Below are 26,480 nucleotides of genomic sequence, written 5' to 3'. Positions count from 1 at the left end.
GGTTTGCGCCATGCAATACATTCGTTTGGGTAACTCCGGCCTGCAAGTCTCCCGCCTCTGCCTGGGCACCATGAACATGGGCACCCCGGACTGGAAACCGTGGATTTTCGATGAAAAGCAAAGTGAGCCCATCGTCGCCCATGCGCTCGATAAAGGGGTGAATTTCATTGACCTGGCAGACTTCTATTCCGCCGGTGTCGGTGAAGAAGTGGTCGGGCGCATCGTCAAGCGTCTGGCTCGCCGCGAAGACCTGGTGATCACCACCAAGGTTGGATACGGCACCCGCAACGGCATCAATGTCAGTGGTCATTCTCGCAAACACATCATGGACAGCATCGACGCCTCGCTGAAACGTCTGAACATGGATTACGTCGATGTGTTCATGCTGCATTACTTCGACGTGAATACCCCGGTCGAAGAAACCATGAGTGCGATGAACGACATCGTGCGCTCCGGCAAAGCCCGCTATATCGGTGTCTCGACCATGCTCACCGGACAACTGGCGAAGATCCTCATGGCCTGCGAGCGCAATGGCTGGGTCAAACCGATCAATATGCAGCTGCAATTGAACTGCGCCTACCGTGAAGAGGAACGCGAGACGATCCCGTTCTGCCGCGATCAGGGCCTTGGCGTCTCGGTGTTCAGCCCATTGGCTCGCGGTTTGCTGACCGGCGACGTGCAGTCGACCCGCAACCAGACTGACTTCTTCACTCAGCAGATGTACAGCGACGAAGCCTCGTTCGAGATCGCTCATTCGGTACAGCGGGTGGCCCGTGCCCGTGGTGTGTCGAACGCGCAGATCGCTCAAGCCTGGGTTGCCAATCATCCGGGCGTCGATTGCATGCTGGTCGGCGCCGACACCACTGCGCAGTTCGACAGTGCCTTGGCGGCGCTGGAGACCAGACTTGATGCTGAAGAGCTGCAGGAACTGGAACGCAACTACACCCCGTGTGACGTGATCAACGATTACACCGCCGGCAAACGCATCCTGCGCTCGGCTCGTCCGGGGCTGGAACGCTTTACTCTGACTGAGGCTGTGGCATGAGCTCGCTGATTCGTAACGGCAATTTCATCGACGGCCAATGGTCGAGCGGCGGTGCGACCTATCCGGTGTTGAACCCGGCCAATGGCGAAGTGATCGCCGACGTGCAAAAGGCCGGCGCTGAGGAAACCAATCTTGCCATTGCCGCCGCCAACCGTGCCTTGCCGACCTGGCGAAAATTGACCGCCAAAGAACGCAGTCAGCGCCTCAAGCGTTGGAGCGAACTGATGCTGAGTAATCAGAAAGATCTGGCCACTTTGCTCAGTCGCGAGCAGGGCAAACCGCTTGCCGAAGCCATGGGCGAAGTGGTCTACGCCGCAAGCTTTCTGGAGTGGTTCGCTGAAGAAGCCAAGCGCGCTTACGGCGACGTGATCCCGAGCCATAAGGCAGACGCGCGGATCATCGTGGTCAAGGAAGCTATCGGCGTAGTGGCGGCGATCACCCCTTGGAACTTCCCGCTGGCGATGGTCACGCGCAAAGTCGGTCCAGCGCTGGCGGCGGGTTGCACAATGATTCTCAAGCCGTCTGAGGAGACGCCGTTGTCAGCCTTCGCCTTGGCGGTGCTGGCCGAGCAGGCGGGCATTCCGGCGGGCGTGTTCAACGTCATCTCAGGTGACGCCGTAGCGATTGGCGGGGCGCTGCAAGCTAGTGGCATCGTGCGCAAACTCTCGTTCACCGGCTCTACCCGCACCGGCAAACTGCTGATGCGCCAAGCAGCGGATACGCTGAAAAAAGTCTCGCTGGAGCTGGGCGGCAACGCGCCATTCATTGTGTTTGACGATGCTGATCTGGACGCCGCCGTCAAAGGCGCGATGGCCTCGAAATTCCGCAACACCGGGCAAACCTGTGTCTGCGTAAACCGGTTCTTTATCCAGGACGGCGTCTACGAAGCTTTCACCGGCAAACTCGCCGAAGCGGTCGCCGCGATGCGCGTCGGCAGTGCGCTGGACGGTGAAACCGAGCAAGGTCCACTGATCAACGCGGCGGCGTTGGCCAAGGTTGAGTTGCACGTGAGTGACGCCTTGGAGAAGGGCGCCACGTTGCTGTGCGGCGGTCGCCGTCATGCACTGGGCGGCACCTTCTACGAACCGACCATCCTCTGCGACGCCAACAGCGACATGCTGATCGCTCAGGATGAAACCTTCGGCCCGGTAGCCGCGTGCTTCCGCTTCAAGGACGAAGCCGAAGTATTGCAACGGGCGAATGACACACCCTACGGATTGTCGGCGTACTTCTACAGCCGCGACATCGGCCGTGTCTGGCGCATGGCCGAAGGCCTGGAGGCCGGCATGGTCGGAATCAACGAAGGAATCATTTCCACGGAAGTCGCGCCGTTTGGCGGCATCAAGGAATCGGGACTGGGTCGAGAAGGCTCCAGGTACGGTCTGGAAGACTACCTGGAAATCAAATACCTGCTGATGGGCGGCCTCTGACCCCCAACCGTAATCCCCGTGGGAGCGAGCGAACGCACTCCCACGGGTTCAAGCGCTGTCGATTTCATTTCTCCGTCAATAACAACAATTGGAGACGAACATGTCCGCTCAACCTATAAAGATCGATGACCTGCCCATCGGGCGCTTCCACCTAAAAATCGCAGGCCTCACGTTCGGCGCGCACTTCACCGACGGCTACATCCTCGGCCTGATCGGTATTGCTTTCACGTTACTCAGCCCGCAGATGCACCTCGATGCCTTCTGGCAAGGCCTGATCGGCGCTTCGGCACTGATTGGCCTGTTTCTTGGCAGCCTGTTCTTCGGCTGGATCTCCGACAAGGTCGGTCGGCAGAAAATCTTCCTGGTCAGTTTTGTCCTGATTACCATTGCTTCTGTCATGCAGTTCTACGCCGAAACTGCGATGCAGTTATTCCTCTGCAGGGTGATAATCGGCATCGGGCTTGGCGGCGACTTCAGCGTCGGCCACGCGATGCTCGCCGAGTTCTCGCCGAAAAAACATCGCGGTGTGCTGCTCGGTTCGTTTAGCGTCATCTGGACTTTCGGCTATGTCGCCGCGACCTTCGTCGGTACCGCGATGCTCAGTCTGGGGGATGATGCCTGGCGCTGGATGCTGGCTTCTTCAGCCATCCCGGCAGTGTTGATCCTGATCGCGCGGATCGGTACGCCCGAGTCACCGCGCTGGCTGGTCAATCAGGGACGGATCGCCGAAGCACGGGCGATTGTCAAAAAACACCTGGGCGATAACGTCGAACTCGATGAAACCCGCTCCACCGAAACCCGTTCCGGCTACGCGGTGCTGTTCAGCCGCGAATACCGCAAGCGCACCGCATTCAACTGCCTGTTCTTTGTCTGCATCGTCATGCCGTACTTTGCGATCTACACCTTCCTGCCGTCGATCCTGCAGAAGATGGGCCTTGCGGAGGGCTTTGGCACTGAATTGATGCTCAACATGCTGCTGATCCTCGGCGCATTGATCGGCATCTGGTGCACGGTGAAGTTCTCGCGGCGAGGCTTCCTGATCAATTCGTTCATCATCCTCGCAGTGGCGTTGTTCCTGCTGGCGGCATTACCGGGCAGTGCGGCTTTCTTGATGGTGCTGGTGTTCGGCGTGTTCACGCTGGTGTTGTCGGCGGTGAGCAATCTAGTGGGCGTGTTCCCGGCCGAGAGCTTTCCGACAGAAGTGCGGGCCAGCGGGATTGGCCTTGCTACAGCTGTGAGTCGCTTGGGCTCGGCAGTCAGCACGTTCCTGTTGCCGGTGAGCGTTGCCGGTATCGGCTTGAGTCCGACCATGGGCATCCTGGCGTCGATTCTTGCACTGGGCGCGATCATTTCCTGGGCCTGGGCACCGGAGACCAAATCCCTGACGCTGAGCCAGGCGTGCAAGGCACAGAGTCCGGTGGAGGGCGGTGTACCGGTCACTGCAAAGGTCGTAGCCCCAACCTGAAGCAGGATCGTTCCCACGCATCGCGTGGGAACGATCAAATACACAGCGTTGGCGAGCAGGCCCGTACACAGCTGCTGACTCCGTTTCAGGGATTACTCACCAACCCCAACCAGTCAGTAAACAACCGCACCTTCGACAATCCCAGCTTGTCGTTTGCCACATCCAGCCAATAGCCATAAGGCCCGATCACTTCGACCGGAGTGATCGGCACCAGGCTGCCATTGGCTAATTCCTTTTCGATCATCTGCCGATCAATCACCGCCAGCCCACCACCAGCCAGCGCCGTATGAATCACTTGGTCCAGCGTGCTGAATTCGAGTCCTTGCGCGGCATCGATATCTTCGCGTCCCATCGCCGCCAACCAGTTCTCCCACACCTTCAGGCGTTTGCCCTCATGCAGGATGTGCAGCAGCGGAATCTGTCGCAAATCCGGCGGCTGATCATGGATGAACAACTCCGGGCTGGCCACCGCCATGTGCCGCTCCATCACCAGCAACTGACTGCTGCAATGGTTGCCCGCCTTGAGACCGAAGCGGATGTGGCAGTCGATTTCCGCAAGGCTTTCGTTGCTGTTTTGGTGGGTCACGCTGAGGCTTATGTCCGGGTAGCGTTGGCAGAACGCGCGCAAACGCGCCGACAACCAGCGCGTCGCCCACGTGGGGGGCGCGACGATGCGCAGACGTTGGCGCAGGTTCGGTACGCGCACTGCTAGCAGGGCGCGTTCGACGTGGTCGAAGGCGTCGCTCAATTGGGGGGAAAGGGCGAGGCCGGTTTCGGTCAGCGACAGGCCCTGGGGCGTGCGGATAAACAGCGTCACGCCGAGATAATCTTCGAGTTGCTTGATCTGACGGCTGACCGCGCCTTGGGTAACGTTCAACCCCAAAGCCGCCTGGCTGAAACTACGATGCCGCGCGACTTCTTCAAAGACGCGCAGCATGTTGAGCGAGGGCAGTTGACGCATGAAAGGGTGACTCCATACCTGCCTTCAACGCAATAGTGCGCGGGCAGGTTTATTATTTTTGATGGGTGTTGTGCAGGGTGTATCTGACTCCTGTCTGAGGGGCTGATGCAAGGGGTGATTGAACTAAAATTCTCGCGGGCAAGTCTCTTGCAGAGATTACGCTTTCCCGCAGGACCGGCCGTACGACGCTCCGCTTTAGCCGGTCATACAAGATCAGCGACGACGGGTTAATCGGTGGCGCTGATCCTAATTCATCCAGCTATTCACTAAAGCTCTATTAGCATCAATCCAGACCTGTGCGCCTTTTTCAGGTGTGCTGCTGCCGTTCTCATTAATTGTCGCCATCAGCTCGCCGAGAGATTTCTCATCCATTTTCCACTTCTGCAACCAGCGCTCAGCTTCAGGATGGTCATCTTTGAATGACAGAGCGGCTATGCCATGGATAGCGTCAGTGGTGCCATAGGTTTTCTTGGGGTCGTCAAGATAGCGAAGATTCTTTTTCGCCCAGACCCAGTGTGGTTTCCACAACGTGACCACAATGGGTTCTTTGCGCTTCATGGCACGATCCAATGATTGAAGCATCGCCGCTTCAGATGATTGGATGAGGGTATAGTCTAACGTGTAATCATTAATGGCTTTATCTGTCAGGCCCATAATCCCGGAGCCTGCATCAATGCCAAAAATAGAGGCCTTGCCGCGCCATACAAACTCATCTTTGCGAGCATTCAATTCGTCGATGCTTTTAATGTCAACATAATCAGGGACTGCCAATCCAAGATTTGCTTCACTTAGCCAGGGGCCGATCAGTTGGACTTTGTCTTTGATGCTCTGATAAGGAGCGCTGTCGGCTGATGGGAGCCATACCTCAAAAGTTAAGTCAATTTTCCCGAGGGCCACAGAGTTGTAGAGAATTATCTTGGAGGCGTTTTCAAGTTTTACGTTGTACCCTTTCTCGGCCATAAGAATTTTCCACATATTGGCCACAGCGATGTTTTCCGCCCAGCTGTTAACGCCTATACTGATTGTTTTGGAGTCAGCTGCGTATGATGCGGGATGAAAGCATATGCAAAGCCCAATTAATATTCCTGTTAGTATTTTTTTCATTTGGATTGCGCCTTTTCGAATAATGAAGCAACAAGTTATTTTTCAAGCGATAGGGGTAAGCTTTCTGTGAGAGACCATAGAGTTAGCAAATTGCCGCGACGTCGGTTCATCTCGTTTTTCGATGCGGATAGTTAGCGTTTGCATCCATCGGAACCTTGGGTAAGCGCCTGGAGCGCTTTTGTTCGCGGCCGCAGAGGCTGCTACAGCCTTGTACATGGCTGTAGCAGGGTTAATAAGCGGGCGTCGATTGAATCATTCCACGGCCGTGGTGCTCAACGTGGCAGCAATCTCGGGTCGAATGGGTAGTCAGATAGCAATTCGATGCCGTGTTCGTGGATGTAAATCTGCTCTTCAAGCTTGACCCCTTCGCCGCCCTCATCGTGGCCGATGTAGCTTTCCACGCAGATGGTCATGCCGGCTTCGAACACACCGTCGTAGCCCAGCGCATCGATGTCTTCGCGGTGCACTACGTACGGGTATTCACCTGTCATGCCAACGCCATGGGCCAAGGCGAAATAGCGGTTGGCCTTGTAGTTGTCCGGGATGCGCCAGGCCAGCTCGGCGTATTCTTTGAAGCTTCGGCCGGCCTTGAGCATTTCCATGTTGGTCTGCACTTGCTCGTAGGCCAGTTTGTACAGCTCCTGTTGCTTGGCGGTGGCGGCTTGTTCGCCACAGAGGAACGTTCGCGAGAAGTCGGCGTAGTAGCCGAAACGCCCGACTACATCGGTATCCAGTGCTACTAAGTCACCGGACTCTATGGGCCGGGTGCTGCATTCCTGGAACCATGGGTTTGTGCGCGGTCCGGAGGAAAGCAGGCGAGTTTCGACATAGTCGCCGTCGGTGGCGATTACGTGCTGGTGCAGGTGTGACCACAGTTCGTTTTCGCTGATGCCCGGCACCAGCTTGCTTTCCATCAAGCGCACGCCGTCCTCGGTGGCACGCAGGCTGGCACGGATCATCTTCAGCTCGTTTGGCACCTTGATGCAGCGTGCGCGCTCCAATGGTTCCTGGGCGTCGAAAATCTGGTAGCCGAGTTTTTGCAGTTCAAACGCAGCGGCCGAGGTCGCGCTTTCGATGGCGATGCGTTTGTTGCCGCCACCGTGCTTGCGTACCAGTTCACCGATTTCAGCAGCCCATTCGGCGGTGACGTTATTGAGAAAGCTGTCGCAGAAGTAATAGGAGATGGCTTTGGCCGGGCGCACTTCATCGACGGTGTTGAGCTGTTCCGCCAAGTGCAGGCAGCCGCCGAATTCGAAGATCACCACCGGACCTTCTGCCGGGATGAAAGCGTAACGCGCCGGGTTGCGCGCCGAGTACACTTGCATATTGCGCGAACCGGTGGCGTAGCGCATATGCGTCGGGTCGAATAACACGCACGCGGCGTAGTCGCGTTTTTTCAGTTCGTTGCGCACCCGCTGCAAGCGGTCGAGCTGGATTTGCTGGATCTCGTCGTACGTTGGTTCGCAGTCGGCGGGGTTGCGGTTAGGGCCGGACAGACTCATGGGTGTTCCTCGCAGGGCAAATACGGTTGGTTTTTTCTAGATATTTTTGGGTGGGTCAGTCGAGCAACTGGTCGCTGCGTACCAGGTTGCGTTCAGCTTGCAAGTGGGCTTCGGACAGCCGTCCGTATAGCTGTTTGGTGCGCTGGGCCCGGCCGATGATTCCGGGTTTTTCGGAGTAGGCGAAGATCGCAGTGTTGCGCTCGGTGGCGCCCTCGACCCGCGTTACCCGGTGCACCGAAAAGCGACCCTTGAAGATCTGCAAGTCGCCGGGATTGAGCTCCAATTCCTGGACCCGGCTGCGGTCGTCACCGCGCACAACGTTGCCGACGGCGCCAAGGTTTTCCTGGGTGCGCGTGCGGATCATCGGCGCGTATTCGAACAGGCCACCGGCCTCAGGCTTCTGGGTCATCATGCTGACGATGAATTCGTTGGTGTCGAAGTGCCAGGGCTGCTCGGTGCCTTCGGGCATCACGTTGATCACCAGCCCGGCGAACGGGTCGGCGTATTCGAAAATCTCTGGCTCGTTGAGGCAGGCACCGATAAATCGCTTCATCATCGGCGAGACGTACAGGCGATGAATGATCGCGTCCGGGGCAATCATGTCCCGGGTCACAAAACCACTGGTGCGCTCCATGAATGTGCGGCGCGGGTCATCCTGGGGCAGAGTAGGGTCGTCTTCAGTGAAGTAGGCGTTGACCTTGCGCACCGAATAAAAAGTCTTGCCCGACAGTGCCTGACCTTCTGTGCGGGCCTGTTCCAACGCCTCGGGCCGCAAGAAATTCCTCAGCAGGCAGCAACCGTCCTCGGCGAGCTCAGCACGGGCGTGTTCGATCAGCGCCTGCAACCGGACATGGCCCGAATCATGTATGGGGTACAACTCGGTATTAATAATGTCGCTGATATCGCCCACTTCGGCGTCGGCAAGTTGAAGGCGCATGCAAGTCTCCTGAAACTATCCATTAAAGTATTTGGCGTTGAGTCGATAGTTGCTTAAAGAGGTACGAAGTGGAAATTACAAGTTGTGATCGAATCCATCGGCAGGGGCGATAGTTATGTCAGGCGAACTGGATGGGACGTTACTCAAAGTGTTTGTCGCGATTATCGAGTGCCACGGATTTTCTGCGGCGGCCGATCGTCTGCACAAAACCCAATCGACCATTAGCCAGAGTTTGCAGCGCCTGGAAGAGATCGTTGGCACGCCGTTGGTCCAGCGCACCAGTCGCTCGGTGAGCCTGACACCCGGTGGCGAGACATTTCTGATCTACGCGCGGCAGATTCTCAAGCTGCACGCAGATGCCATCAACGCCGTGCATTTGCCTAGCGAGCAGGTGTGTATTCACGTCGGCATGCCAGATGACTACGCACAGTTTTGCCTGGCTGGGGTGTTGCGCGACTTTCAGGCGCAGTTCCCACAGGTGCGACCGGATATTTGTTGCGAGATGTCGACGGCGCTAGTCAGTCGTCTGCAACGTGGTGAACTGGATCTTGTGCTCGGTGTGCAGCACGCCAATCTCCAACCTGGCGAGTACCTGTGCGATGAGCCCCTGGTGTGGGTGGCAGCTGAGGGGTGGCGTGCAGGTCCGGATACATCAGTTCCTTTGTCCGTTTATGCCGAGGGCTGCGCGTTTCGAGCCAACGCCGTGCGGGCGCTGGCCGAGGCGGGACGGGCGTGGCATGTGGTTTATACCAGCCAGAGCCCGCGTGGTATCGCGATTGCCATTGAGCAGGGCCAATCGGTCGGTGTCACGGCGCGGCGTCTGGTGCCGGCGGGTTGGCAGGTTCTGGACGAGACTCAGGGCTTTCCGCCGATCGAGTCGGCGCGGTTGATGTTCTGGCGTTCGACTCAGTGTGAGACGCGGGCGGTGGAGGCTCTGGTGGACATTCTTTCGAGCCGGTTGGGTCGTTCAGAGTGGTTGGCTGAGCGCGGGCTCACGATTTTGACGCCGGGCCATCAGCCTCAACAATAACAGGCTGGCGGTCGCCCAGCAGGCGATCCAGCCGTGTACCAGCGCAAAGTTCCCGGTGGCTTGCAGCAGCCAGCCACACAGCCAATTCGCGATGGCGCTGCCCAAGCCATAGCCGACCATGCTCAGGCTCACGACTTGCAGGCTTTGCACCGGGCTCAATCGCGAGCTGAGGTAAGCGGCCATCAAGCCCCATACCGGGAAGTAGAACAGCGCGAACAGCCCGGCGGCCAACCAAGTCATGTTCAGGCCCGGTTGCCAGAGTAGGGCGAGCATGGCCAGGCCGAAGGCGCTGATGCTCAACGCCATTACCCTCAATGCACCCCAGCGATCCGCCAGCGAACCCAGCAACAAACCGCCAACAACCCCGCCAATTCCGATCAGAGTCCACAGTGAGCCGGTGATTTGCGCGCTGGCGCCCAGCCGTTCGCTGGCAAACGCCGAGAGGAAATTCAAGAAAGGACCGCTGATCCCCCCTATAAAGGCGCTGAGCAGCAGTATATGCAACGCGACCGGATGCTCAAGGCACAGGTGCAGCCATTGCCTAAACACACGGCGCAACGAAGGCGCGCTGCCGGGTTTGAGGCGGTGTTCTTTAGCGAGAGGTGCCAATGCCCAAAAGGTCAGCAGCGTGACAATCAACGTCAGTCCGGCGCAAATCAGCCAGAAATACCTCAACGAGATGCCATGCAACAAGGCAATCAGCACACCGTTAAGGCAGATCGCAAAAGCCGCCCCTGATGACGCCAGCCCCAGCACACGGCTACGGTGGGAGGTGGGGATCACTTCGCTGGCCAATGCAGCAATGGCGTTCCAGTTCGACACAGCGCAGGCCGATACCAGCGCCAGGCACAACGCAAACGGCAGCACCCACGGAGTGGCGACTGCCAGGGCCAAGAGCGCCGGGCTCAAGACCATCGTCATCCGCACCATATTGCGCGGGCTGATCCAAGCCGCTGCGATGCCGCTGATAATCGACGCCCCCATGTAGAAAAGCTGCAACATCGCCGCGATGAACGCCGCTTGGCTGTAGCTGAGCTCGAACACTTGGCGGATCTGGGGCAATAAGGCCGAGTACAGGAAAATACTGAAGCCGTGGGTGGTGGCGTTACACGCCGTAAAGATAAGCGCCAATAAGATAATACTTCTTGTGCGTGGTTTCTTTTTGGTTTGCATGAGTTGGGCTCGGTGCAATTTAATATGCAACATATTGGGTCGAAATTTCAGAAGCCGCCCTATGTGGGTGCGTCTGCTCGATTAAGTATTTGATTAAAATAAGACTCGCGCTTATGTAACAAATAGGCAGTGTTTGATTGTCATTAGTGTGCTGCGAAATACTCATTCTATTTATACGTCCACGACAGTGGCACGGCTGAAACCGACATAGTATGAAAATTGAGGGTTAGCTGTGACGACAAGGTGTGTGTTAAGGGGCACACCGACACCATTGACTTTCACGCCGCCGCTTACCGATGTCATGCCCAAATTCTGCTCCGGGGCTATGTACCTCTTTATCGCGCATCAACGCAATTGGTCGAAGCGATGGAGGCAGCGGAGAAATTGGTGATCGATAGAGCGTCATCATCGAATGTTTTGAGTCAGCACGCGCCCGACGCATTATTGTGGCAGGTGCCCTATCGTAAACCCTAATGGCTGCTCTTGGCCGAGAGCTGCCTGTTGGTAGCCTATGGTCACCGGTCATGCGGTCGCGCAGTCAATTCATCTCTCGGCCAAGCGACTCCTCAGGCGCTTCAGATACCCGTGCAATCTTGAATTTAACGATAGAACCCCTTCCAGCCAGACGAGTCTGTTCCTGTACTACTTTCGGGAAAGCAGCCAATGTCAGCGCACCACAGCCTTATTGTCCTTGCGCGCGGAGGGTACGCCGCTCGAGGAGTGATTTACCTGATTATCGGAATCTTCGCATTGCTTGCGGCACAAGATTCGACACAACCAAAAGACAGCCATAAAAGCCTCGAAGCATTATTAGGCCAACCGTTTGGCTATTTTTTAGTGGGTCTCGTGGTGGCGGGTCTGCTCGCATTTGCGGCTTGGCGTGTCCTGCAAGCCACACGCGATGTCGACCATCATGGCAAAAATCTCAAGGGTCTGATAATTCGCACCGGTCTGTTGGCGGGAGGTTTGGTCAATGGTGCTCTGGCATTTTTTGCGTCAGGCCTGCTTATAAGCGGCATTAGTAGCTCGGGCGACTCGGGAGGGCAAACAAAAGATTGGCTGGCGCATCTGTTGTCTTGGGAACATTCCAACTTATTGGTGTACCTGATTGCGCTGATTCCGCTTGGTGTTGGAGTGGCTCACATTATCAAGGGATTGAAGGCGTCGTTTGAGAAATATTTCGAGGCCGACGAAGACGTCATGCGCTACGTCTGCCCGGTGTCCCGGTTTGGCCTGATTGCCCGCGGTGTCGTCTTTTTAGAGATTGCAGTGCTGCTGGCTGTTAGCGGCTCTGCCTATAACGCCATTGATCCGCCCGGTATGAAGGAAGCCCTTGGCGCGCTCCAGAATTTACCCGCTGGATGGTTGGTTTTGATCGTGATGGCCTTCGGGTTGATTGCGTTCTCGGTTTACAGCTTTTCTGAAGCCTTCTGGCGGAAGATAAATATGGAAATACCCGGATTGTCGAACGCGTAGTGTAAACAGGAGTGACAGGTCACTCGCAGCCTCAGCGTGCAATTTCAGCCCCTTGTTTGAGGGCATCGAAGGCTACTGGTGGCTAGCGACTCGAGGCTGACACTTCATCACTATTGGTATTACTGCTCTTCGGTGTTGCTGCTGAGTGCCCTAAGTCTGGTTGGCTCGGCCCTTTGGCAGGTACGCCCACGCCAGGTAGTTGATGGGTTCGTCCAGTTAATTGAACATCTGCGCGGTAGGCCTACTCATCACTGAAGACTGTGAGCAATCCAGTGAGAGATGATCAGAGAAAAATTTCAATTACAGCGTGACCATCGGCGCGGTTGAGCTGCCGATTCCGGGAACGACCCGCTGTGCCTGTAACTCTACCGGTATCTACTCATTGGTAAGGTACAGCGCAATGGATAAGACAATCACCGTGGATCAGTTGGCTACCGTTGACCTTGGACCCATCAACGAGATATGGCTCGGTGGCACTCATACCCAGCTATGCCTATGGCGTGGCGAACAGATCTTCACCCACGAAATGCTCAGCGAGGGCACCCACGATCAGAATGTCCAACGCCTGTGCTTGCAGTTGGTCAACCCTGATGATCAGGCCGCAGTGGCCAGCGTTGAGCGGATCGCGCGCGAACGGCTGCAAGAGATGGGGAAGGAGGGTGAGTTTTATCCGGCTGAGGAGGCGGATACTCATCAATAGCCGCGCTGAAACTCTGATGAAAGAAAAGAGTATCGCCCAGTCATGAGTGTCCTCAAGCCTGATCGCCCCGATACAAGAACAAAGGCACGGCGGCCATCCTGAAGTCGGATGGCCGCCGTGCCTTTGCTCCGTTGCGGTGGATAGGGGCGATAATTCAGCCGATATCGACGTTCAGGGCGATATTGAAGCTGCCAGCGCCGTTTCGCGCTACGCCCATCAGCAGCAGACCGAGCGCCTCAAGGGTTTGCGCCATGTGCAGACCACCGACGTCGAGTGGGCGCATTCCAAGGCTCGTGATGTAGGTGGCGACGCGTTCCTTGACCTGAGGATCATCGGCGGCGAAAAACCCATCGAGGCGTCCACCCCGCGCCAGTACGTGGCCAAAGATGCTGTTGAATGCCTTCACCACGTGCGCGTGCGCGTGCGCCGCCTTGGCGATTTCCTGAGCAGCAGAGCTGCCCTGCGGAGTTAACAGACTTTCAGCGTCGGGCGTAAACGGGTTGGTGATGTCAATGATCACTTTGCCGTCGAGCGCGTCGGCGTATTCAGCCACTACCGCCGACGCGCTGCTGTACGGCACGGCGAGGATAACGATGTCACCTGTTGGTACCGCGCCGTAGGTCCCGGTGGTGGCGGCGCCTGCAAGTTGTGTCGCCAGTGCCCTGGCCTTGGCAGGATCGCGGCTGATCACCTCGACGATATATCCCGCGTTGGCGGTACGACCGCCTATGGCTGCGGCCATGGTGCCTGAACCTATGATACTGATCGTGCTCATCTGCACTGTTCTCCTGAGTGGGTTATTGCCCACCTCCCTCGGTTTAGCGAACCGGGAAGTAGTGGCCGTTGTTGAAGTCATCGAGAAGACCAGGTTGCGAGGGGTTCCAGCCGAGTGTCTGGCGTGTGATGTCGTTGGATGCCGAGAGGTCCAGCGTAACCACAGCCGCCAGGAAGCCGAAGTAGCCCGGCACCATCAACTCGTCAGCGGGGATGCTTACTGCGGGAAGGTCCAGGCGCAGGGCGATGGCCTCGGCGATCTGTCGCAGCGCGATCGCCTGATCGCCGACCGCGTGCCACGCCTTGCCTGCCGGGCTCTTCTCCAGGGCCAGACGGAATAAGGACGACAGGTCGCGTATGTGTACTGCGGACCACCGGTTATCGCCCGCGCCAGGGTAGCCGACGTAGCCTTTAGCCTTGGCAAGCCCTATCAACTGCTGCAGAAAGCCAGCGCGATCCGTCGAACTGTGTGCGATGGGCGCAATCCTTACGACTGATGACCGCACGCCCTGTTCGGCAAGGCCGAGCACGGCAATTTCCACGGCGTTGCGTGCGCGGAGCGTGCCTCTGTGCGAGGGGCCTCCCGCCAAGGCGGGGTCTTGCTCGGTTGCCATACGGCCCAGGCTGGACGGTGCAGCCCGACCTGGATTGGTCGGCGCGCCGATGCTGCCCGCTACGACCAGCGGCTTGCCGGTGCCCGCCATGGCCTCGCCGAATGCGAGCACGATGGCCAGCTCCGACTCGCACAAGGCGTCGAGTCCGCCGGAGGGCAGCAGTTCTGCGCGGTACGCCAGGTGTATGACGCCGTCTGACTCCCGCGCCGCGGCCTTTAGGCCATCCAGGTCTTCCAGGCTCCCAATGCATGCTTTTGCTCCGAGTGCGGACAGTGCGGCCGCAGCCTCGTCCGAGCGGGCCAGGCCGGTGACCTCATGTCCGGCGGCGATAAGTTCAGGGATGACGTGTGAACCGGCGTGGCCGGTGCCGCCAGTGACGAATACATGCATGTTGGTGCTCCAAGTGTGTGAGTAGTGTTGGGGGAGGGGCTATAGGGTGCTCAACCGAGCAGGCTGACGCCGATTGAGAACCGTGTGTGCATGACGGAGTGGGTGACGAGGCCCAGTGATAGCAGGCAGACATGCTCAAGGGCGCGGGCCATATCCAACGCCCCGGCGTCCATCGGGCGCATCCCGAGGCATTCGATAAATGCTGCGATACGGGCTTTTGCCTGTGCATCGTCCCCTGCAATGAATACGTCGAGCGGGTGCTGTTCGACGGCGCTGGCAGCCAGTACGTGGGAGAACTGACTATTGAACGCTTTGACGACCTGAGCTGTGGCAGGGGCGACTTTGACGATTTCCCGGGTGCCGGAGCTGCCCTCGGGCGTCACCAGGCTTTTGAGGTCGGGGCCCACGGGATTGGTGATATCGACGATCAGCTTGCCTGCGAGTTGTTCGCCGTATTGCTTCACCACGTCGAGAACGGCGGAGTAAGGCACCGCGAGAATGACGATGTCTCCTGCCGGTAACGCACCGAACATCCCTGTCGTCGCGTTGCCGGCAATATCGTCGGCCAGTACCTGCGCCTTGCTGGCATCGCGACTCACGACCTCGACGATATATCCGGCGCCAGCGGCAAGGCCGCCTATTGCTGCGGCCATGCCACCTGAGCCGATGATGCTGATTGTGCTCATGTGCGGGTCCTTGTTTTGGCAGAGGGTTGAACAGTGCTGGGATGCCGACGTCAGATCGGCGATCTCGCTCAGTGGGATCTATGTTGGTCATATTACTTGCAAAAAACAAGTAATAAATTGAAATTTACTTGCGATACACAAGCGATGCTAAGATCCGCCCATGAAGACAACAGCCAAAAAAGACATCCGCTCCCATTGCGCGGTGAACTACGGCGTGGAGATCTTTGGTGACCGCTGGTCGCTGTTGATCATTCGCGACATCGTGTTTGTCGGCAAAAAGACCTATGGCCAGTTCCTGAAATCGGAAGAGGGCATTGCCACCAATGTCCTGGCTTCGCGCCTGGCTTTTCTTGAGGAGCAAGGCGTTCTCTCGAAGGCGCCGAGCCCGGACGACGGGCGCAAGGACTTCTACAGCCTGACCGAAAAGGGCCTGGACCTCATTCCCATCGTGCTCAACATCGTGCTCTGGAGCGGCAAGTACGATTCGCAGTCGTACGTACGGCACAGCCAGGAATTCTTTGCCCGCCTCAGTCAAAACCCGATAGAGGTGAGCGAGGAGGTGAGGGCGCTGGTGCGTAGCGGCGGGTGCCTGTTCCCTGACGGCAACGGATGAGCCGGGCGGCAGACGCGCTACGCTGCTTGCCACTGGATAAGTTATTGCAGCCGGACGGTGATCATGGACAGGTTTCAGGAGATGAAAGTACTGCTGGCCGTCGCCGAGGCGGACAGCTTCGCCGCCGGGGCCAAGCTGCTGGGTATGTCGGCGCCCAGTGTGACGCGGGTCATCGCGGGCCTGGAAAATCGCCTGGGCACGCTGCTCCTTGCACGTAGCACACGCAGCCTGCGTCTGACCGAGGCGGGTCGGCGTTATGTGGAGGATTGCCGGCGCATTCTGCAGGATCTGGAAGAGGCCGAGGAGCTTGCCACCGGCAGCAGCATTCGAGCGCGGGGTAACCTGACGGTCACGGCATCGGTGATGTTCGGCGAGTTGTTTTTGATCCCGCTGATGACGGAGTACCTGGCGCTGCATCCTGAGGTCGTCATCAACGCACTCTTGGTGGATCGTGTGGTGAACATGCTTGACGAGGCGGTGGACGTCGCCATCCGCATCGGTCAATTGCCCGACAATGGCCTGCAAGCCATCCGGGTCGGGCAAATCCGCCCGGTGGTCTGTGCTGCACCCGGTTTTCTCGATCGGGTCGGCAGGCCGACGGCGCCGGAGGAGGTTTTGGCGGCGCCTGTCGTGATGTCATCTGCCAGTGGCCTGCTGACTGACTGGCAGTTCGACGTAGCGGGAAACGCCATCACCCTGCACCCCAAGCCACGTTTGACCGTCAGTTCCAATCAGGCCGCGATCAATGCCGCGCGCATGGGGTGGGGCTTCACGCGAGTGTTGTCCTATCAGGTCGCCGAACTGGTTTCCAAGGGCGAACTGGAGATCGTCCTGGGTGCATTTGAAACAACCCCGTTGCCCGTGCATGTGCTGTATCAGGGCAACAAGCGGGTATCCGCCAAGGTACGCACCTTCGTTGACTATTGCTCGAGCCGGTTCCTCGAAGACCCGGCCCTGCATGCGGTCCCGACTGTCTAGTTCATGAGTCGTTATGGTGAAATGCGTATCTTCGGGGCCGTCGCGCAGGCGGGCAGTCTTGCCGCTGCAGCCCGGCAACTGGAGCTGTCGCCAGCGACCGTCATGCGTACCGTCGCGTCGCTGGAAACACGCTTGAGCAACAGGCTGCTGATTCGCGGACCACGTGGCATTCAGCTAAGTGAGGCCGGTGAGCAGTTCGCTGTGAGTTGTCGCCATATCCTGGAGCAGGTCGACATGGCCGAACGCTCCGCAGCAGGCATACATGCCAGCCCGGTCGGGCAATTGGTCGTATCGTTGCCGTTGGCGATGGATCAGGCTGTATTCACGCCAATAGCGCTGGCCTACCTGGCTGAATTTCCCGATGTACAACTGGTCATCAGGACGTGCACTGGCGCGCCGAAACTTCTGGATGAAGGCATTGATGTCGCCCTGGTGGTCGGGCATTTGCCGAGCTCGTCGGGGTTCGCCGTGCCGCTGGGCATGATGAGACCGGTTGTCTGTGGCGCTCCAGCTTATCTGGCAACGCGGGGCCGCCCACAGACACCCGCAGACCTCAAGACCCACCGAACGGTGATGACTACTGCTGCCGCAGGCCCGGAGAGTGAGTGGCGCTTCTGCCGCGAAGGTTTTACGTGCGTCATCAAGCCTGACCCCGTGCTGACCTGTACCACTACGCGTGGGGCCATACACGCTGCAACCCTGGGGCTGGGGTTGATCCGTTGCATGACCTACGAGGCCCATCATGAATTACAGGCTGGGCTGCTCGAACCGGTGTTGAGCGCCTTTGCCAGCCATGCCCTGCCGGCGCAATTGATTTACCGCGACGGTCGCCGCGCCGATGCCCGGATACGGACCTTCATCGCCTTCGCTACGCCAATACTGCGCAGCCATCCGGCGTTTGGCGGGTAACGCAGAGTGCACTCTTTTGCTAAACGAAATTATCCATTGCTCAAGTTGGTGATTCTGCCCGACGGCTGAGAGGTGCAGCATCTGCACCCAGCGCAAGGAGGCCAATACGGATTGATTTCTGCGCTGCCGCCCCCAGTCAGAGCAGGAGCCAGGACCATGACGCAGCCAGTCATCAAACTCTATCGCCACACCCTTTCAGGCCACTCCCATCGCGTCGAGCTGATGCTCGCATTGCTGAGGCTGCCCACTGAGCGGATCTTTGTCGATCTGGCCAAAGGCGCCCACAAACAGGCGGAATTCCTCGCAATCAACCCCTTCGGGCAAGTGCCGGTCATCGATGACGATGGCACGGTCCTCAGCGACTCCAACGCGATCCTGGTCTATCTGGCGAAGAAGTACGGTGACGGTAGCTGGCTACCCGATGACCCGCTTGCCGCTGCACGAGTCCAGCGCTGGCTCTCGGTTGCCGCTGGCGAGATTGCCGGCGGCCCCGCAGCGGCACGGCTGATCACCGTTTTTGGCGCGGCGTTGAATGCCGAAAGCGTCATTGCGAAGTCGCACGCCTTGCTCAAAGTGATGGACAACGAGCTGGCGCAAACGGCGTTTCTGGCCGGTGATGCTCCGACAGTGGCCGATGTGTCCAGCTATACCTATATCGCCCATGCTCCGGAAGGCAACGTGTCGCTGGCGGCCTACCCGAACGTACGCGCCTGGCTGGAAAAGGTCGAGGCATTGCCCTGTTTCGTGCCCATGCAACGTACCGCCGTGGGCCTGCAGGGCAACTGAGCCGGCCTGCTGTCGGGCCACCTGCATCCGTCTCAAGGAGCGCTCCATGGACACTCTGCCCAAACACCGTCGCTCTCCCTGGCATGCCGGGGAGCGCATACTTCAGGAACTCCACAGCGTATCCGAGCGGATGGAGGTGATCGGGCAAAAGGTGATCCGCAGCTACATGCCCGATCAGCATCGCGAGTTCTACCATCAATTGCCCTTCATGATCGTCGGCGCCGTAGACCCACAACAACGGCCTTGGGCGACCTTGCTCGAAGGGCCGGAAGGCTTTGTCACATCGCCCGATCCGCAGCAGTTGCTGTTGGCTGCACATGCCGACGATCAGGACCCTGCCATGGCCGGGCTGCAAACGGGCCAGGCCATCGGCTTGCTCGGCATTGAGCTGCACACCCGGCGCCGCAATCGTATCAACGGCGTGATCGAGCAGGCTTCTGCCCATGGCCTCTCGGTCATGGTCGAGCACTCCTACGGCAACTGCCCCAAATATATTCAGGCAAGGACCTGCCAACGTTTCCCTGAACTGATGCAAGGGCGGGCCCCGCGCCAGGACTTCAATGCCCTGAATGAGCGGACTGCCGGGCTGATTCGTGAGGCCGATACTTTTTTTGTCGCCAGTTACTTTGACCATGACCCGCAACATCGCTCGGTGGACGTATCGCATCGGGGCGGGCGGCCCGGATTTGTCAAAGTCGAAGGCAACCGTCTGACCATTCCTGACTATGCCGGCAATCTGTTTTTCAACACCTTGGGCAACCTACAGGTCAACGCCCTGGCCGGGCTGCTGTTCGTCGATTTCAGCAACGGGGACGTGCTGCAACTCTGCGGGCGCACCGAGCTGATTCTGGATAGCCCGATGATCAAGGCATTCGAAGGTGCCGAGCGCCTCTGGACCTTCGAGGTCGAGCAGGTGGTGTTGCGCCCGGCGGCGGTATCGCTGCGTTGGGAGTTTCATGACTATGCACCGACCAGCCTGGCCACCGGCACCTGGGCCGAGGCAGACGCGCTGCTGAGCGAGCGCGAGCAGCGTCGGCAATGGCATCCCTGGCAGGTGACGCGCATAGAACAGGAGAGCAAGGACATTCGCTCGTTCTATCTCCAGCCGCAGGACAACGCTACCGTTGCCTTCGTTCCTGGCCAGCATCTGCCGATACGTCTGTTGCGCAGCGGCGATGAGTCCGCGTTGATCAGGACCTACAGCGTCTCCAGCGCGCCGTCGGATGGACACATCCGTATCAGCGTCAAGGCCCAGGGCCCTGCGTCACATCATTTGCATGACACTGTGCGAGTGGGGGACATTCTGGAGGTGCGCCCGCCATTGGGCAGTTTTACCCTCGCAGAAGAAACCGAACGCCCGGTAGTGCTGATCGGCGCAGGCGTCGGTATCACGCCGCTGGTTTCCATGTTCAGGGAACTGATTGCGCAAAATATCCAGCATCAGCGGCACCGCCCGATCCATCTGTTCCAAAGCGCCCGGACCCTGGAGGACCTGCCGTTTCAGGTGGAACTCGTCGAACTGCAACAGCGTGATCCTGAGTCGGTGCATATCCACCGTGCCTTGAGCAGCCCTGAGGCCGAGGCCGTTGCTGGCCGGGATTTTGAAATCATTGGTCGTCTGGATTTTGCCCGGCTCAAGGCTCGCTTGCCGCTCGATGACTACGACTTTTACCTGTGCGGGCCCGCAGCTTTCCTCCAAGCCATGTATGACGGGCTGCGGGGGCTGAACATTAGCGATGAGCGCATTCATGCCGAAGCGTTTGGTCCGTCGACGTTGCAACGCCTGGCGGTCGAGCAGGAGACCCCGCTGATCCAGCCACCCGCTGCTACGACGCCCGTGCCGGTGTATTTCTCCACATCGGCCAAGGATGCGCGCTGGACGCCGGGGGCTGGCAGCCTGCTGGAGCTGGCGGAGAGCCGTGGCCTGAACCCGGACTTCAGTTGTCGGGGAGGTTCTTGCGGCACCTGCAAGACCCGTCTGGTCAGCGGCAAGGTCCATTACCCCAATCCTCCGGCGCAAATGCCGGATGCCGATACGGTACTGATTTGCTGCGCCGTCCCGGCGGAGCATGAGGAGGGGGTGCAGCCTTTGGTCCTCGATCTCTAGCAATTGTTTCTGCATGTACGTCCTTCAACTACCGGGAGCAAGCCTCATGTCGACCCCTGAAATACGCCAACCTGTGCCGCCGTTCACCCGTGAAACAGCCATTCTGAAAGTCCGCCTTGCCGAAGACGGCTGGAACAGTCGCGATGCGGCGAAAGTGGCCCTGGCCTATACCCCGGATACCCAATGGCGCAACCGCGCGGAGTTCGCCGGCAGCCGTGAGCAGGCCCAGGCGTTTCTGCAGCGCAAATGGAACAAGGAGCTCGAGTACCGCTTGATAAAGGAGCTTTGGGCGTTCACCGACAGTCGAATTGCCGTGCGCTATGCCTATGAATGGCACGATGACTCCGGTAACTGGTTTCGCTCATACGGCAACGAGAACTGGGAGTTTGCCGACAATGGCCTGATGGCCCATCGATTTGCCTGTATCAACGACCTGCCCATCAAAGAGTCCGAGCGCAAATTCCGCTGGCCACTGGGGCGTCGTCCTGATGACCATCCGGGGTTGTCGGCATTGGGACTGTAGATCGACCGGCCGAGGCCACCTGATCACACCCGTGCGGCCCCTGCAAAATGTGGCGACTGGTCGAAAGCCTCGATCAGAAACTCCGTCAGAACGCGTATCTTGCGCGCGGGATGCGAGCCGGGCGGGCGGATGACGTAGGCGCCCGCCTGCGGTGGCAGGTAACGGGTCATGATGGGCACGAGCGCGCCACTGGCCACACCCTCATCCGTGAGGCAGGCGGGCAGGTAAGCGATGCCCAGTCCTGCTGTCGCGGCGGCGACCAGCGCCGTGCCGTTGTCAGCCTTGAAACGCCCCTGCGCACGCACCGAAATGATCTTGTCGCCGTCCATGAATTGCCAGGCTTCGGTGCCCTGCATAAGGGCTTCATGGGCGGTGATTTGCTCCGGCGACTCCGGCGCTCCATGGGCCTTTATATAGTCGGGGCTTGCGACGAGCCGGGTATAAGACGGGCCGATGCACCTTGCGATCAGGTTGGAGTCTTGCAGATAGCCAACCCGGATCGCGCAATCGAAACCTTCCGCGATGAGATCGACGAAGCGATCGCTGTAGCAGGTCTGGATTTGCAGTTCGGGGTGGTGAATTGCCAATTGCGCAAGCATGGGCGCGAATTGAGGGCCGAACGACAGCGGCACAGCGATCCGCAAACGACCGCGCAGGGCACCGCTGGGCAGGATGGTTTCCCTCGCGACCTCGATTTCGGCGCAGACCCTCGCGGCATAGTCGCGGAACGTGGCCCCGGCTTCCGTCAGCGCGGCGCCGCGGGTGGTGCGGGCCAGCAGCTGAATGCCCAGCTCCGTTTCCAGCCTGGCCAGCCTGCGGCTGATGATCGATTTGGACACCCCCAGCCGTAGCGCTGCCGCCGAAACCCCGCCGGCATCAGCCACTTCCACGAATGTTTGCAGTTCTTCGATATCCATGTCGGTGTTCCTCATTTCGCAACACAGCTAGTCGCATGATGCTACTACTGCGTCGAGTATGGGAACAGCACAATCCTGCTTCCTGGTGATCTCGCCTTTGGCGCATATCTCCCGGACACCATCAGTCCAGGCGTCGTCCCAGCGGTGTCGCCTGTACGTGTGCATCCCCACCAAGAACAGGACCAGCAAATGGCTAGCGAAGTTATCCGCAACCCCCATACCGACCAACTCTTGTCGCCCGAAAATTCGGCGCTGATCATCATCGACTACCAGCCGATCCAGGTCTCCTCGATCCGCTCGATGCCCCGGGACGAGTTGGTTTTCAACATCGCCAGCGTCGCCAAGGCGGCCCTCAACTACAACCTTCCGATCATTCATTCGACCGTCAACGTCGCCACCGGCCGCAACAAACCACCGATTCGGGAGCTGCAGGACCTGCTTGGCCACCTGCCGACCTATGACCGCACATCGATCAACAGTTGGGAGGACACCGAGTTCAAACGGGCGGTCAAAGCCCTGGGCCGCCGCAAGCTGATCATGACCGCACTCTGGACTGAAGCCTGCCTGACCTTCCCGGTACTCGACGCGATCCAGGAAGGCTACGAGGTTTATGTGCCGGTCGACGCGGTCGGTGGTACATCCGTTGCTGCGCACGAGATGGCGCTGCGCCGAATCGAACAGGCGGGCGCGAAGCTCATTAGTCGAGTGCAGATGTACTGCGAGCTTCAGCGCGACTGGGCACGGGAATCGACTGTCGCCGGTTTCATGGGCGTTTTCGAGAATGCCGATGGGTTTAATGCCGAGAAGGCCGTTTAAGAAACGCGGTCAGTTCGCTTCGAATAGTTGAGAGCTTGATAAGGGTGGGGCTTGCGCAGGCAGGCACCACCTCTCACTTCGTTTCAACCTGATGGTGAAGGAGCCTACAAGTTCTTCGCCCAGGTCTGACTGACCAGATCCTTGCCGAAGCTGTGAACCGGTTCTTCCTCGACTAGCTCAAATCCCGCCCTTTGATACAGCTTGCGGGCATCCGTGAGGATGCTGGTGGTCCAGAGGATCATCCGTTTGTAACCTGCCTGTCGGGCAAACCGCAGGGTCTCCTCGACCAACCGATTGCCGATACCCAGGCCTCGGGCGCTGGCGTCCACATACAACATCCGCAGTTTGGCGGTGGTCTCGTCTTGCCTGACGACGAAGACTGAACCGATGACCTTGCCATCCTTTTCCGCGATCCAGCAACGTTCACCCGATGGGTCGAACTCCCGCAGGAACCTGGCGACGATCTCGGCCACCAGTGCTTCGAACTCCGAATTCCAGCCATATTCGCGTGTGTACAGTTCTGCCTGCTGCTGAACGACGATACCCATCTCACCGGCTCGCGGATCGCGCAGCAGATAGGACGAGTCGTTGCCAGCCAACAGCGACTGGACCTGCTGCATGGCTTGGGTCAATTGGTCCTGGCGGGATTCGGGCATGCCTTGCAGCATTGCCATCACTTCTTCGCGCGCGGCTTGTTCAAGTGAGGCAAGGACAGCCTTTCCCGCATTGGTGAGCTGTATGAGCAACGCTCGTGCGTCGCTGGGTGAGCGGGTTTTGCTGATCAGCCCTTTTTTCTCGAAACCGCTGATGATCCGGCTCAGGTAGCCAGCGTCCAGACCCAGCATCTGGCAGAGCTCGGCACTGGTCAGGCCGGCGCTGGTTCCCAGTTCATAGAGGATCCGGCTTTCGCTCAGGGAAAACTCGGCCTGCAGCAAGTGCTCGCGCAGGGCACCGATCTGGCGGGTATAGAAGCGGTTGAAGCGGCGGATGGCTTCGGCGCGAACCATGAGGGAGGTCGTCATGACAATGTCCATAAGGTTGCTTAAGGCAAGTATATGCTTGCCTAAAGCAATTATGTCAACGCTGTAGATGTCCGGGTGATTCTTTAGGCGCGGGCTTGCCCGCGAAAAACGATAACGCGGTGCATCTGACGGGCCACTCAGTCAGATGAGCGGGCAAGCACAGCCAAACGGAGCGAAGCGGCGCTGGTGCTCCGCTTACGTTTCATTCTCAGTCAATCATTGAGTGGGCAGCCGTGAATGTCCTGATTAAAAATAGTTTATAAATAAAAAGTTATACATGAATGAATAAAAGTTTATAAATAAATATTCTTTATAAATAAAAAATACGTTTACAAAAAACAAATGCCTTAAGCTTTGTGCTGATCCTGTTGCGCAATATTGATGTCCACTCATTGAACCTATCACCCGTCATCGCATTCGAAGGCCGTCAGAGCCCCACTTAACAATAAACGCTGCGTTGCAATTGCGCAGTCTGGAGCATGTAATGAAGTTAGCTGTCCTGGCAGTATCCGTAGGCGCGGGGGTTATATCGCAGTTTGCTATGGCCGACGGAACCGGTGGTTTCATCGAAGATAGTCATATCGCGTTGGGCTCTCGCAGTATGTATTACGACGCTGATGTGCGATCCAACAAGGCAAGCAGTACCGGTGCCCATACGCCGGACGAGCGAGAGGCGGGGACGGCTTTGCGTCTCGACTACCAATCCGGTTTTACCAAGGGTACGGTAGGTTTCGGGCTTGATGCCGAGGCCATTCAGGCGATTCACCTGGACGGTGGCACCGGCCATCACCTGGACGGTAACTCCAACAGCTTCTTCCCGAGCAATGGTACTTCCGCTGCAGATAACTGGAGCCGGTTCAACGCCAATGCCAAGTTCCGTATTTCCCAGACCGAATTGCATGTCGGCGGGGCGCTGGCGCCTTCGCTGCCGATTCTCCTGTCCAACGATAGCCGCTTGACGCCGCAGACCTATTCGGGCGGCATCCTCACGTCCAAGGATATTCCCGACCTGACGTTTACCGGCGGTGAAATCAACAGGGCAGCGGGCCGTGCTTCTAGTAACTCCACCGGTCTTTCAGTCGCCGGCGCCACGCAAGACAGCGACAGCTTCAAGTTCGGCGGGGTGGATTACACGCCTTTCGCTCGCAGTGGCGATCCGCTGCTGAAAAACCTGATTGTGCAATATTATTATGCCGATCTGGAAAACTTCTACCGTCAGAACTTCTTTGGCCTGGTTCACGTATTGCCACTCGGCAATGATCAATCTTTCAAGACTGATCTTCGTTATTTCGACAGCACCGGCGATGGCAAAAACGGCGAGGCTGGCTATGCGTTCAATAACAACGGTGGTTATGCCAAACATGCTGGCGAAGTTGATAACAAAACCTATAGTGCGCAGTTCACTTATCAATTGGGCGGCAGTGCGTTCATGCTCGGCCACGTAGGCGTCAGTGATGATGGCGGCTTTGTCTGGGCCAACCAGGGCAACCTGGTAGACCCTGTTGCCCAAGGCGCCGGCGGTTCCGACTTCTATCTGTTTACCAATGCCGTGGTCGGCAGCTTCTCGCGCGCTGGCGAGCAAGTGAACTTCGGTCAGTACACCTATGACTTCCGTACCTGGGTTCCGGGCCTCAAGGCTTCGATCGCTTACCTGCGCGGTGACGATATCAAGGCCAAGGTCGCCGGTGGCAGTGATCAAAGTGAAGCGGAACGCGACCTGCGGGTTGACTACGTGATTCAGGAGGGTCCTCTGAAAGGCTTCGGCACCACCGTCCGTACGGGTAACTACCACGGCGAAAACACCGGCACGTCCTCTCAGGACCAGACCCGCATCATCTTCAACTACACGTACAACTTTATGTAATTGCGCTGTACCGCTACCTCTCCTCTGTAATTTAGGCCTCGACTTTTCGGGGCCTCTTTTTATCTCGAATAAGTGCTACTCCATCGTCCTCGCACCGTGCCTTCGCGCAGCACCCGATCGTAGGACCGGCTTTAGCCGGGAGAGCATCGGTTTCAAAGATGCTCTCCCGGCTAAAGCCAGTCCTACAGAAGCCGCATTCAAATTCAGAAATCGCGCTGTATCTGACAGGGATCTGCGTTGTCAGGACCCGCTGCTGGAGCCTTTGCCTTCATCTGAACTCGACCCGGCGCCCGACGGCGTTTTATTGCCTGGGCTCGAATTGCCGCCAGCGCCCGCTTCACCGCCAGAGCCGGGCAGGGCGGTACCGTTGGTGTTGGCGCCGTTGCTGCCACTTGGCTTGGAGGACTGTGCGGAGCTGCTGCCGGAAGACGTTGTCGGGGCGCTGCTGCTGGCGCCGCTGGCGCTCGTGGCGGCCATCAGGGGAGTCGACAGTACGCAAGTCAGACCGGCCATGGCCAGTGCATAAGTTATTGTTTTTCTCATGAGGAAAAGCCTCTTGGTAGACGTGAACAAAGGGTGCAAGTGCTGGCATCTTTGCCAATCGCTCTACGGGTGTGACTCATCTGTGCGTGGAAAAAGTTTGAAAAAATGAAGAATC

Annotated in this window: 25 protein-coding genes; 14 read left to right on the top strand and 11 right to left on the bottom strand. The window is 58.3% G+C overall.

What is annotated here, in order from left to right; genetic code table 11:
• Positions 1-10 precede the first annotated feature (10 nt).
• The 3 genes from AC1Z24_RS19725 (at position 11) to AC1Z24_RS19715 (ending at position 3,940) form a co-directional block, all read left to right on the top strand.
• Positions 11-1,045: an aldo/keto reductase gene (locus AC1Z24_RS19725; RefSeq protein WP_483742307.1), complete on the top strand. Its 1,035-nt coding sequence runs from the start codon at positions 11-13 to the stop codon at positions 1,043-1,045.
• The gene (locus AC1Z24_RS19720) at positions 1,042-2,475 is read left to right on the top strand and encodes an NAD-dependent succinate-semialdehyde dehydrogenase (protein ID WP_483742306.1); all 1,434 of its coding nucleotides are present in this window, start codon (positions 1,042-1,044) and stop codon (positions 2,473-2,475) included. The genes AC1Z24_RS19725 and AC1Z24_RS19720 overlap by 4 nt, the downstream gene beginning before the upstream one ends.
• A gap of 100 nt (positions 2,476-2,575) precedes the next feature.
• The gene (locus AC1Z24_RS19715) at positions 2,576-3,940 is read left to right on the top strand and encodes an MFS transporter (RefSeq protein WP_483742305.1); all 1,365 of its coding nucleotides are present in this window, start codon (positions 2,576-2,578) and stop codon (positions 3,938-3,940) included.
• Between the two features lie 85 nt (positions 3,941-4,025).
• Here AC1Z24_RS19715 and AC1Z24_RS19710 read toward each other — a convergent pair whose 3' ends face one another.
• From AC1Z24_RS19710 to AC1Z24_RS19695, 4 genes are all read right to left on the bottom strand, one after another.
• On the bottom strand, positions 4,026-4,901 hold the full coding sequence (locus tag AC1Z24_RS19710) for a LysR substrate-binding domain-containing protein (RefSeq protein ID WP_483742304.1): 876 nt from the start codon (positions 4,899-4,901) through the stop codon (positions 4,026-4,028).
• A 246-nt stretch (positions 4,902-5,147) separates the two neighbouring features.
• Positions 5,148-6,005: a glycine betaine ABC transporter substrate-binding protein gene (locus AC1Z24_RS19705; protein WP_483742303.1), complete on the bottom strand. Its 858-nt coding sequence runs from the start codon at positions 6,003-6,005 to the stop codon at positions 5,148-5,150.
• A gap of 272 nt (positions 6,006-6,277) precedes the next feature.
• A complete protein-coding gene (locus AC1Z24_RS19700) occupies positions 6,278-7,507 on the bottom strand; it encodes a M24 family metallopeptidase (protein WP_483742302.1) in 1,230 nt (409 codons plus the stop codon).
• Positions 7,508-7,562: 55 nt separating this feature from the next.
• Positions 7,563-8,444: a HalD/BesD family halogenase gene (locus tag AC1Z24_RS19695; protein WP_483742301.1), complete on the bottom strand. Its 882-nt coding sequence runs from the start codon at positions 8,442-8,444 to the stop codon at positions 7,563-7,565.
• A gap of 115 nt (positions 8,445-8,559) precedes the next feature.
• Between AC1Z24_RS19695 and AC1Z24_RS19690 the strand changes: the two genes are divergently transcribed.
• Positions 8,560-9,474 carry a LysR family transcriptional regulator gene (locus AC1Z24_RS19690; protein WP_483742300.1) on the top strand — a complete coding sequence of 305 codons (915 nt, stop codon included), beginning with the start codon at positions 8,560-8,562 and terminating at the stop codon, positions 9,472-9,474.
• Here AC1Z24_RS19690 and AC1Z24_RS19685 read toward each other — a convergent pair.
• Positions 9,412-10,647, bottom strand: coding sequence for an MFS transporter (locus AC1Z24_RS19685; protein WP_483742299.1), 1,236 nt, complete (start codon positions 10,645-10,647; stop codon positions 9,412-9,414). The two genes, AC1Z24_RS19690 and AC1Z24_RS19685, sit on opposite strands and share 63 nt — an antisense overlap.
• A 663-nt stretch (positions 10,648-11,310) precedes the next feature.
• On the opposite strand from AC1Z24_RS19685, the gene AC1Z24_RS19680 reads away from it, so the two are divergent.
• Both AC1Z24_RS19680 and AC1Z24_RS19675 read left to right on the top strand, forming a co-directional pair.
• Positions 11,311-12,123, top strand: a complete 813-nt coding sequence (locus AC1Z24_RS19680) for a DUF1206 domain-containing protein (protein ID WP_483742298.1) — start codon at positions 11,311-11,313, stop codon at positions 12,121-12,123.
• A gap of 400 nt (positions 12,124-12,523) precedes the next feature.
• The gene (locus tag AC1Z24_RS19675) at positions 12,524-12,823 is read left to right on the top strand and encodes a hypothetical protein (RefSeq protein ID WP_483742297.1); all 300 of its coding nucleotides are present in this window, start codon (positions 12,524-12,526) and stop codon (positions 12,821-12,823) included.
• Between the two features lie 154 nt (positions 12,824-12,977).
• Here the strand turns inward: AC1Z24_RS19675 and AC1Z24_RS19670 are convergent, their stop codons facing one another.
• From AC1Z24_RS19670 to AC1Z24_RS19660, 3 genes are read right to left on the bottom strand one after another with little or no spacing between them, the layout of a single operon-like run.
• Positions 12,978-13,598 carry an NADPH-dependent F420 reductase gene (locus tag AC1Z24_RS19670; RefSeq protein ID WP_483742296.1) on the bottom strand — a complete coding sequence of 207 codons (621 nt, stop codon included), beginning with the start codon at positions 13,596-13,598 and terminating at the stop codon, positions 12,978-12,980.
• A gap of 43 nt (positions 13,599-13,641) precedes the next feature.
• Entirely contained in the window at positions 13,642-14,601 is a 960-nt protein-coding gene (locus AC1Z24_RS19665) for an SDR family oxidoreductase (RefSeq protein ID WP_483742295.1), read from the bottom strand.
• Between the two features lie 50 nt (positions 14,602-14,651).
• Entirely contained in the window at positions 14,652-15,287 is a 636-nt protein-coding gene (locus tag AC1Z24_RS19660; protein WP_483742294.1) for an NADPH-dependent F420 reductase, read from the bottom strand.
• A gap of 160 nt (positions 15,288-15,447) precedes the next feature.
• Here AC1Z24_RS19660 and AC1Z24_RS19655 point away from each other — a divergent pair, with 160 nt between their 5' ends.
• The 6 genes from AC1Z24_RS19655 (at position 15,448) to AC1Z24_RS19630 (ending at position 21,203) form a co-directional block, all read left to right on the top strand.
• The gene (locus tag AC1Z24_RS19655) at positions 15,448-15,900 is read left to right on the top strand and encodes a winged helix-turn-helix transcriptional regulator (RefSeq protein ID WP_259107747.1); all 453 of its coding nucleotides are present in this window, start codon (positions 15,448-15,450) and stop codon (positions 15,898-15,900) included.
• 63 nt (positions 15,901-15,963) lie between these two features.
• Entirely contained in the window at positions 15,964-16,878 is a 915-nt protein-coding gene (locus AC1Z24_RS19650) for a LysR family transcriptional regulator (protein WP_483742293.1), read from the top strand.
• A 3-nt stretch (positions 16,879-16,881) separates the two neighbouring features.
• Positions 16,882-17,787, top strand: coding sequence for a LysR family transcriptional regulator (locus AC1Z24_RS19645; protein WP_483742292.1), 906 nt, complete (start codon positions 16,882-16,884; stop codon positions 17,785-17,787).
• Positions 17,788-17,943: 156 nt separating this feature from the next.
• Positions 17,944-18,573, top strand: coding sequence for a glutathione S-transferase family protein (locus AC1Z24_RS19640; RefSeq protein WP_483742291.1), 630 nt, complete (start codon positions 17,944-17,946; stop codon positions 18,571-18,573).
• A gap of 46 nt (positions 18,574-18,619) precedes the next feature.
• Positions 18,620-20,680, top strand: coding sequence for a pyridoxamine 5'-phosphate oxidase family protein (locus AC1Z24_RS19635; protein ID WP_483742290.1), 2,061 nt, complete (start codon positions 18,620-18,622; stop codon positions 20,678-20,680).
• Positions 20,681-20,726: 46 nt separating this feature from the next.
• Complete coding sequence (locus tag AC1Z24_RS19630; protein ID WP_483742289.1) at positions 20,727-21,203, top strand: nuclear transport factor 2 family protein; 477 nt, start codon at positions 20,727-20,729, stop codon at positions 21,201-21,203.
• A 23-nt stretch (positions 21,204-21,226) separates the two neighbouring features.
• Here the strand turns inward: AC1Z24_RS19630 and AC1Z24_RS19625 are convergent, their stop codons facing one another.
• Entirely contained in the window at positions 21,227-22,120 is an 894-nt protein-coding gene (locus tag AC1Z24_RS19625; RefSeq protein WP_483742288.1) for a LysR family transcriptional regulator, read from the bottom strand.
• A gap of 189 nt (positions 22,121-22,309) precedes the next feature.
• On the opposite strand from AC1Z24_RS19625, the gene AC1Z24_RS19620 reads away from it, so the two are divergent.
• On the top strand, positions 22,310-22,936 hold the full coding sequence (locus tag AC1Z24_RS19620) for a hydrolase (protein ID WP_483742287.1): 627 nt from the start codon (positions 22,310-22,312) through the stop codon (positions 22,934-22,936).
• 104 nt (positions 22,937-23,040) lie between these two features.
• On the opposite strand, the gene AC1Z24_RS19615 is transcribed toward AC1Z24_RS19620, so the two are convergent.
• Complete coding sequence (locus AC1Z24_RS19615; RefSeq protein WP_483742286.1) at positions 23,041-23,958, bottom strand: bifunctional helix-turn-helix transcriptional regulator/GNAT family N-acetyltransferase; 918 nt, start codon at positions 23,956-23,958, stop codon at positions 23,041-23,043.
• Positions 23,959-24,442: 484 nt separating this feature from the next.
• On the opposite strand from AC1Z24_RS19615, the gene AC1Z24_RS19610 reads away from it, so the two are divergent.
• A complete protein-coding gene (locus AC1Z24_RS19610; protein ID WP_483742285.1) occupies positions 24,443-25,822 on the top strand; it encodes an OprD family outer membrane porin in 1,380 nt (459 codons plus the stop codon).
• Between the two features lie 240 nt (positions 25,823-26,062).
• Here the strand turns inward: AC1Z24_RS19610 and AC1Z24_RS19605 are convergent, their stop codons facing one another.
• Positions 26,063-26,365, bottom strand: coding sequence for a hypothetical protein (locus tag AC1Z24_RS19605; protein WP_483742284.1), 303 nt, complete (start codon positions 26,363-26,365; stop codon positions 26,063-26,065).
• Positions 26,366-26,480 lie beyond the last annotated feature (115 nt).

The sequence above is a fragment of the Pseudomonas sp. JL23 genome, assembly GCF_056933585.1.
This window is presented reverse-complemented; position numbering and strand designations above follow the sequence as displayed.

Excerpts from the sequence above, each read along its gene's own strand:
- AC1Z24_RS19725 (WP_483742307.1), top strand. The coding sequence starts at position 11 with ATGCAATACATTCGTTTGGGTAACTCCGGCCTGCAAGTCTCCCGCCTC.
- AC1Z24_RS19720 (WP_483742306.1), top strand. The coding sequence starts at position 1,042 with ATGAGCTCGCTGATTCGTAACGGCAATTTCATCGACGGCCAATGGTCG.
- AC1Z24_RS19715 (WP_483742305.1), top strand. The coding sequence starts at position 2,576 with ATGTCCGCTCAACCTATAAAGATCGATGACCTGCCCATCGGGCGCTTC.
- AC1Z24_RS19710 (WP_483742304.1), bottom strand. The coding sequence starts at position 4,901 with ATGCGTCAACTGCCCTCGCTCAACATGCTGCGCGTCTTTGAAGAAGTC.
- AC1Z24_RS19705 (WP_483742303.1), bottom strand. The coding sequence starts at position 6,005 with ATGAAAAAAATACTAACAGGAATATTAATTGGGCTTTGCATATGCTTT.
- AC1Z24_RS19700 (WP_483742302.1), bottom strand. The coding sequence starts at position 7,507 with ATGAGTCTGTCCGGCCCTAACCGCAACCCCGCCGACTGCGAACCAACG.
- AC1Z24_RS19695 (WP_483742301.1), bottom strand. The coding sequence starts at position 8,444 with ATGCGCCTTCAACTTGCCGACGCCGAAGTGGGCGATATCAGCGACATT.
- AC1Z24_RS19690 (WP_483742300.1), top strand. The coding sequence starts at position 8,560 with ATGTCAGGCGAACTGGATGGGACGTTACTCAAAGTGTTTGTCGCGATT.
- AC1Z24_RS19685 (WP_483742299.1), bottom strand. The coding sequence starts at position 10,647 with ATGCAAACCAAAAAGAAACCACGCACAAGAAGTATTATCTTATTGGCG.
- AC1Z24_RS19680 (WP_483742298.1), top strand. The coding sequence starts at position 11,311 with ATGTCAGCGCACCACAGCCTTATTGTCCTTGCGCGCGGAGGGTACGCC.
- AC1Z24_RS19675 (WP_483742297.1), top strand. The coding sequence starts at position 12,524 with ATGGATAAGACAATCACCGTGGATCAGTTGGCTACCGTTGACCTTGGA.
- AC1Z24_RS19670 (WP_483742296.1), bottom strand. The coding sequence starts at position 13,598 with ATGAGCACGATCAGTATCATAGGTTCAGGCACCATGGCCGCAGCCATA.
- AC1Z24_RS19665 (WP_483742295.1), bottom strand. The coding sequence starts at position 14,601 with ATGCATGTATTCGTCACTGGCGGCACCGGCCACGCCGGTTCACACGTC.
- AC1Z24_RS19660 (WP_483742294.1), bottom strand. The coding sequence starts at position 15,287 with ATGAGCACAATCAGCATCATCGGCTCAGGTGGCATGGCCGCAGCAATA.
- AC1Z24_RS19655 (WP_259107747.1), top strand. The coding sequence starts at position 15,448 with ATGAAGACAACAGCCAAAAAAGACATCCGCTCCCATTGCGCGGTGAAC.
- AC1Z24_RS19650 (WP_483742293.1), top strand. The coding sequence starts at position 15,964 with ATGGACAGGTTTCAGGAGATGAAAGTACTGCTGGCCGTCGCCGAGGCG.
- AC1Z24_RS19645 (WP_483742292.1), top strand. The coding sequence starts at position 16,882 with ATGAGTCGTTATGGTGAAATGCGTATCTTCGGGGCCGTCGCGCAGGCG.
- AC1Z24_RS19640 (WP_483742291.1), top strand. The coding sequence starts at position 17,944 with ATGACGCAGCCAGTCATCAAACTCTATCGCCACACCCTTTCAGGCCAC.
- AC1Z24_RS19635 (WP_483742290.1), top strand. The coding sequence starts at position 18,620 with ATGGACACTCTGCCCAAACACCGTCGCTCTCCCTGGCATGCCGGGGAG.
- AC1Z24_RS19630 (WP_483742289.1), top strand. The coding sequence starts at position 20,727 with ATGTCGACCCCTGAAATACGCCAACCTGTGCCGCCGTTCACCCGTGAA.
- AC1Z24_RS19625 (WP_483742288.1), bottom strand. The coding sequence starts at position 22,120 with ATGGATATCGAAGAACTGCAAACATTCGTGGAAGTGGCTGATGCCGGC.
- AC1Z24_RS19620 (WP_483742287.1), top strand. The coding sequence starts at position 22,310 with ATGGCTAGCGAAGTTATCCGCAACCCCCATACCGACCAACTCTTGTCG.
- AC1Z24_RS19615 (WP_483742286.1), bottom strand. The coding sequence starts at position 23,958 with ATGACGACCTCCCTCATGGTTCGCGCCGAAGCCATCCGCCGCTTCAAC.
- AC1Z24_RS19610 (WP_483742285.1), top strand. The coding sequence starts at position 24,443 with ATGAAGTTAGCTGTCCTGGCAGTATCCGTAGGCGCGGGGGTTATATCG.
- AC1Z24_RS19605 (WP_483742284.1), bottom strand. The coding sequence starts at position 26,365 with ATGAGAAAAACAATAACTTATGCACTGGCCATGGCCGGTCTGACTTGC.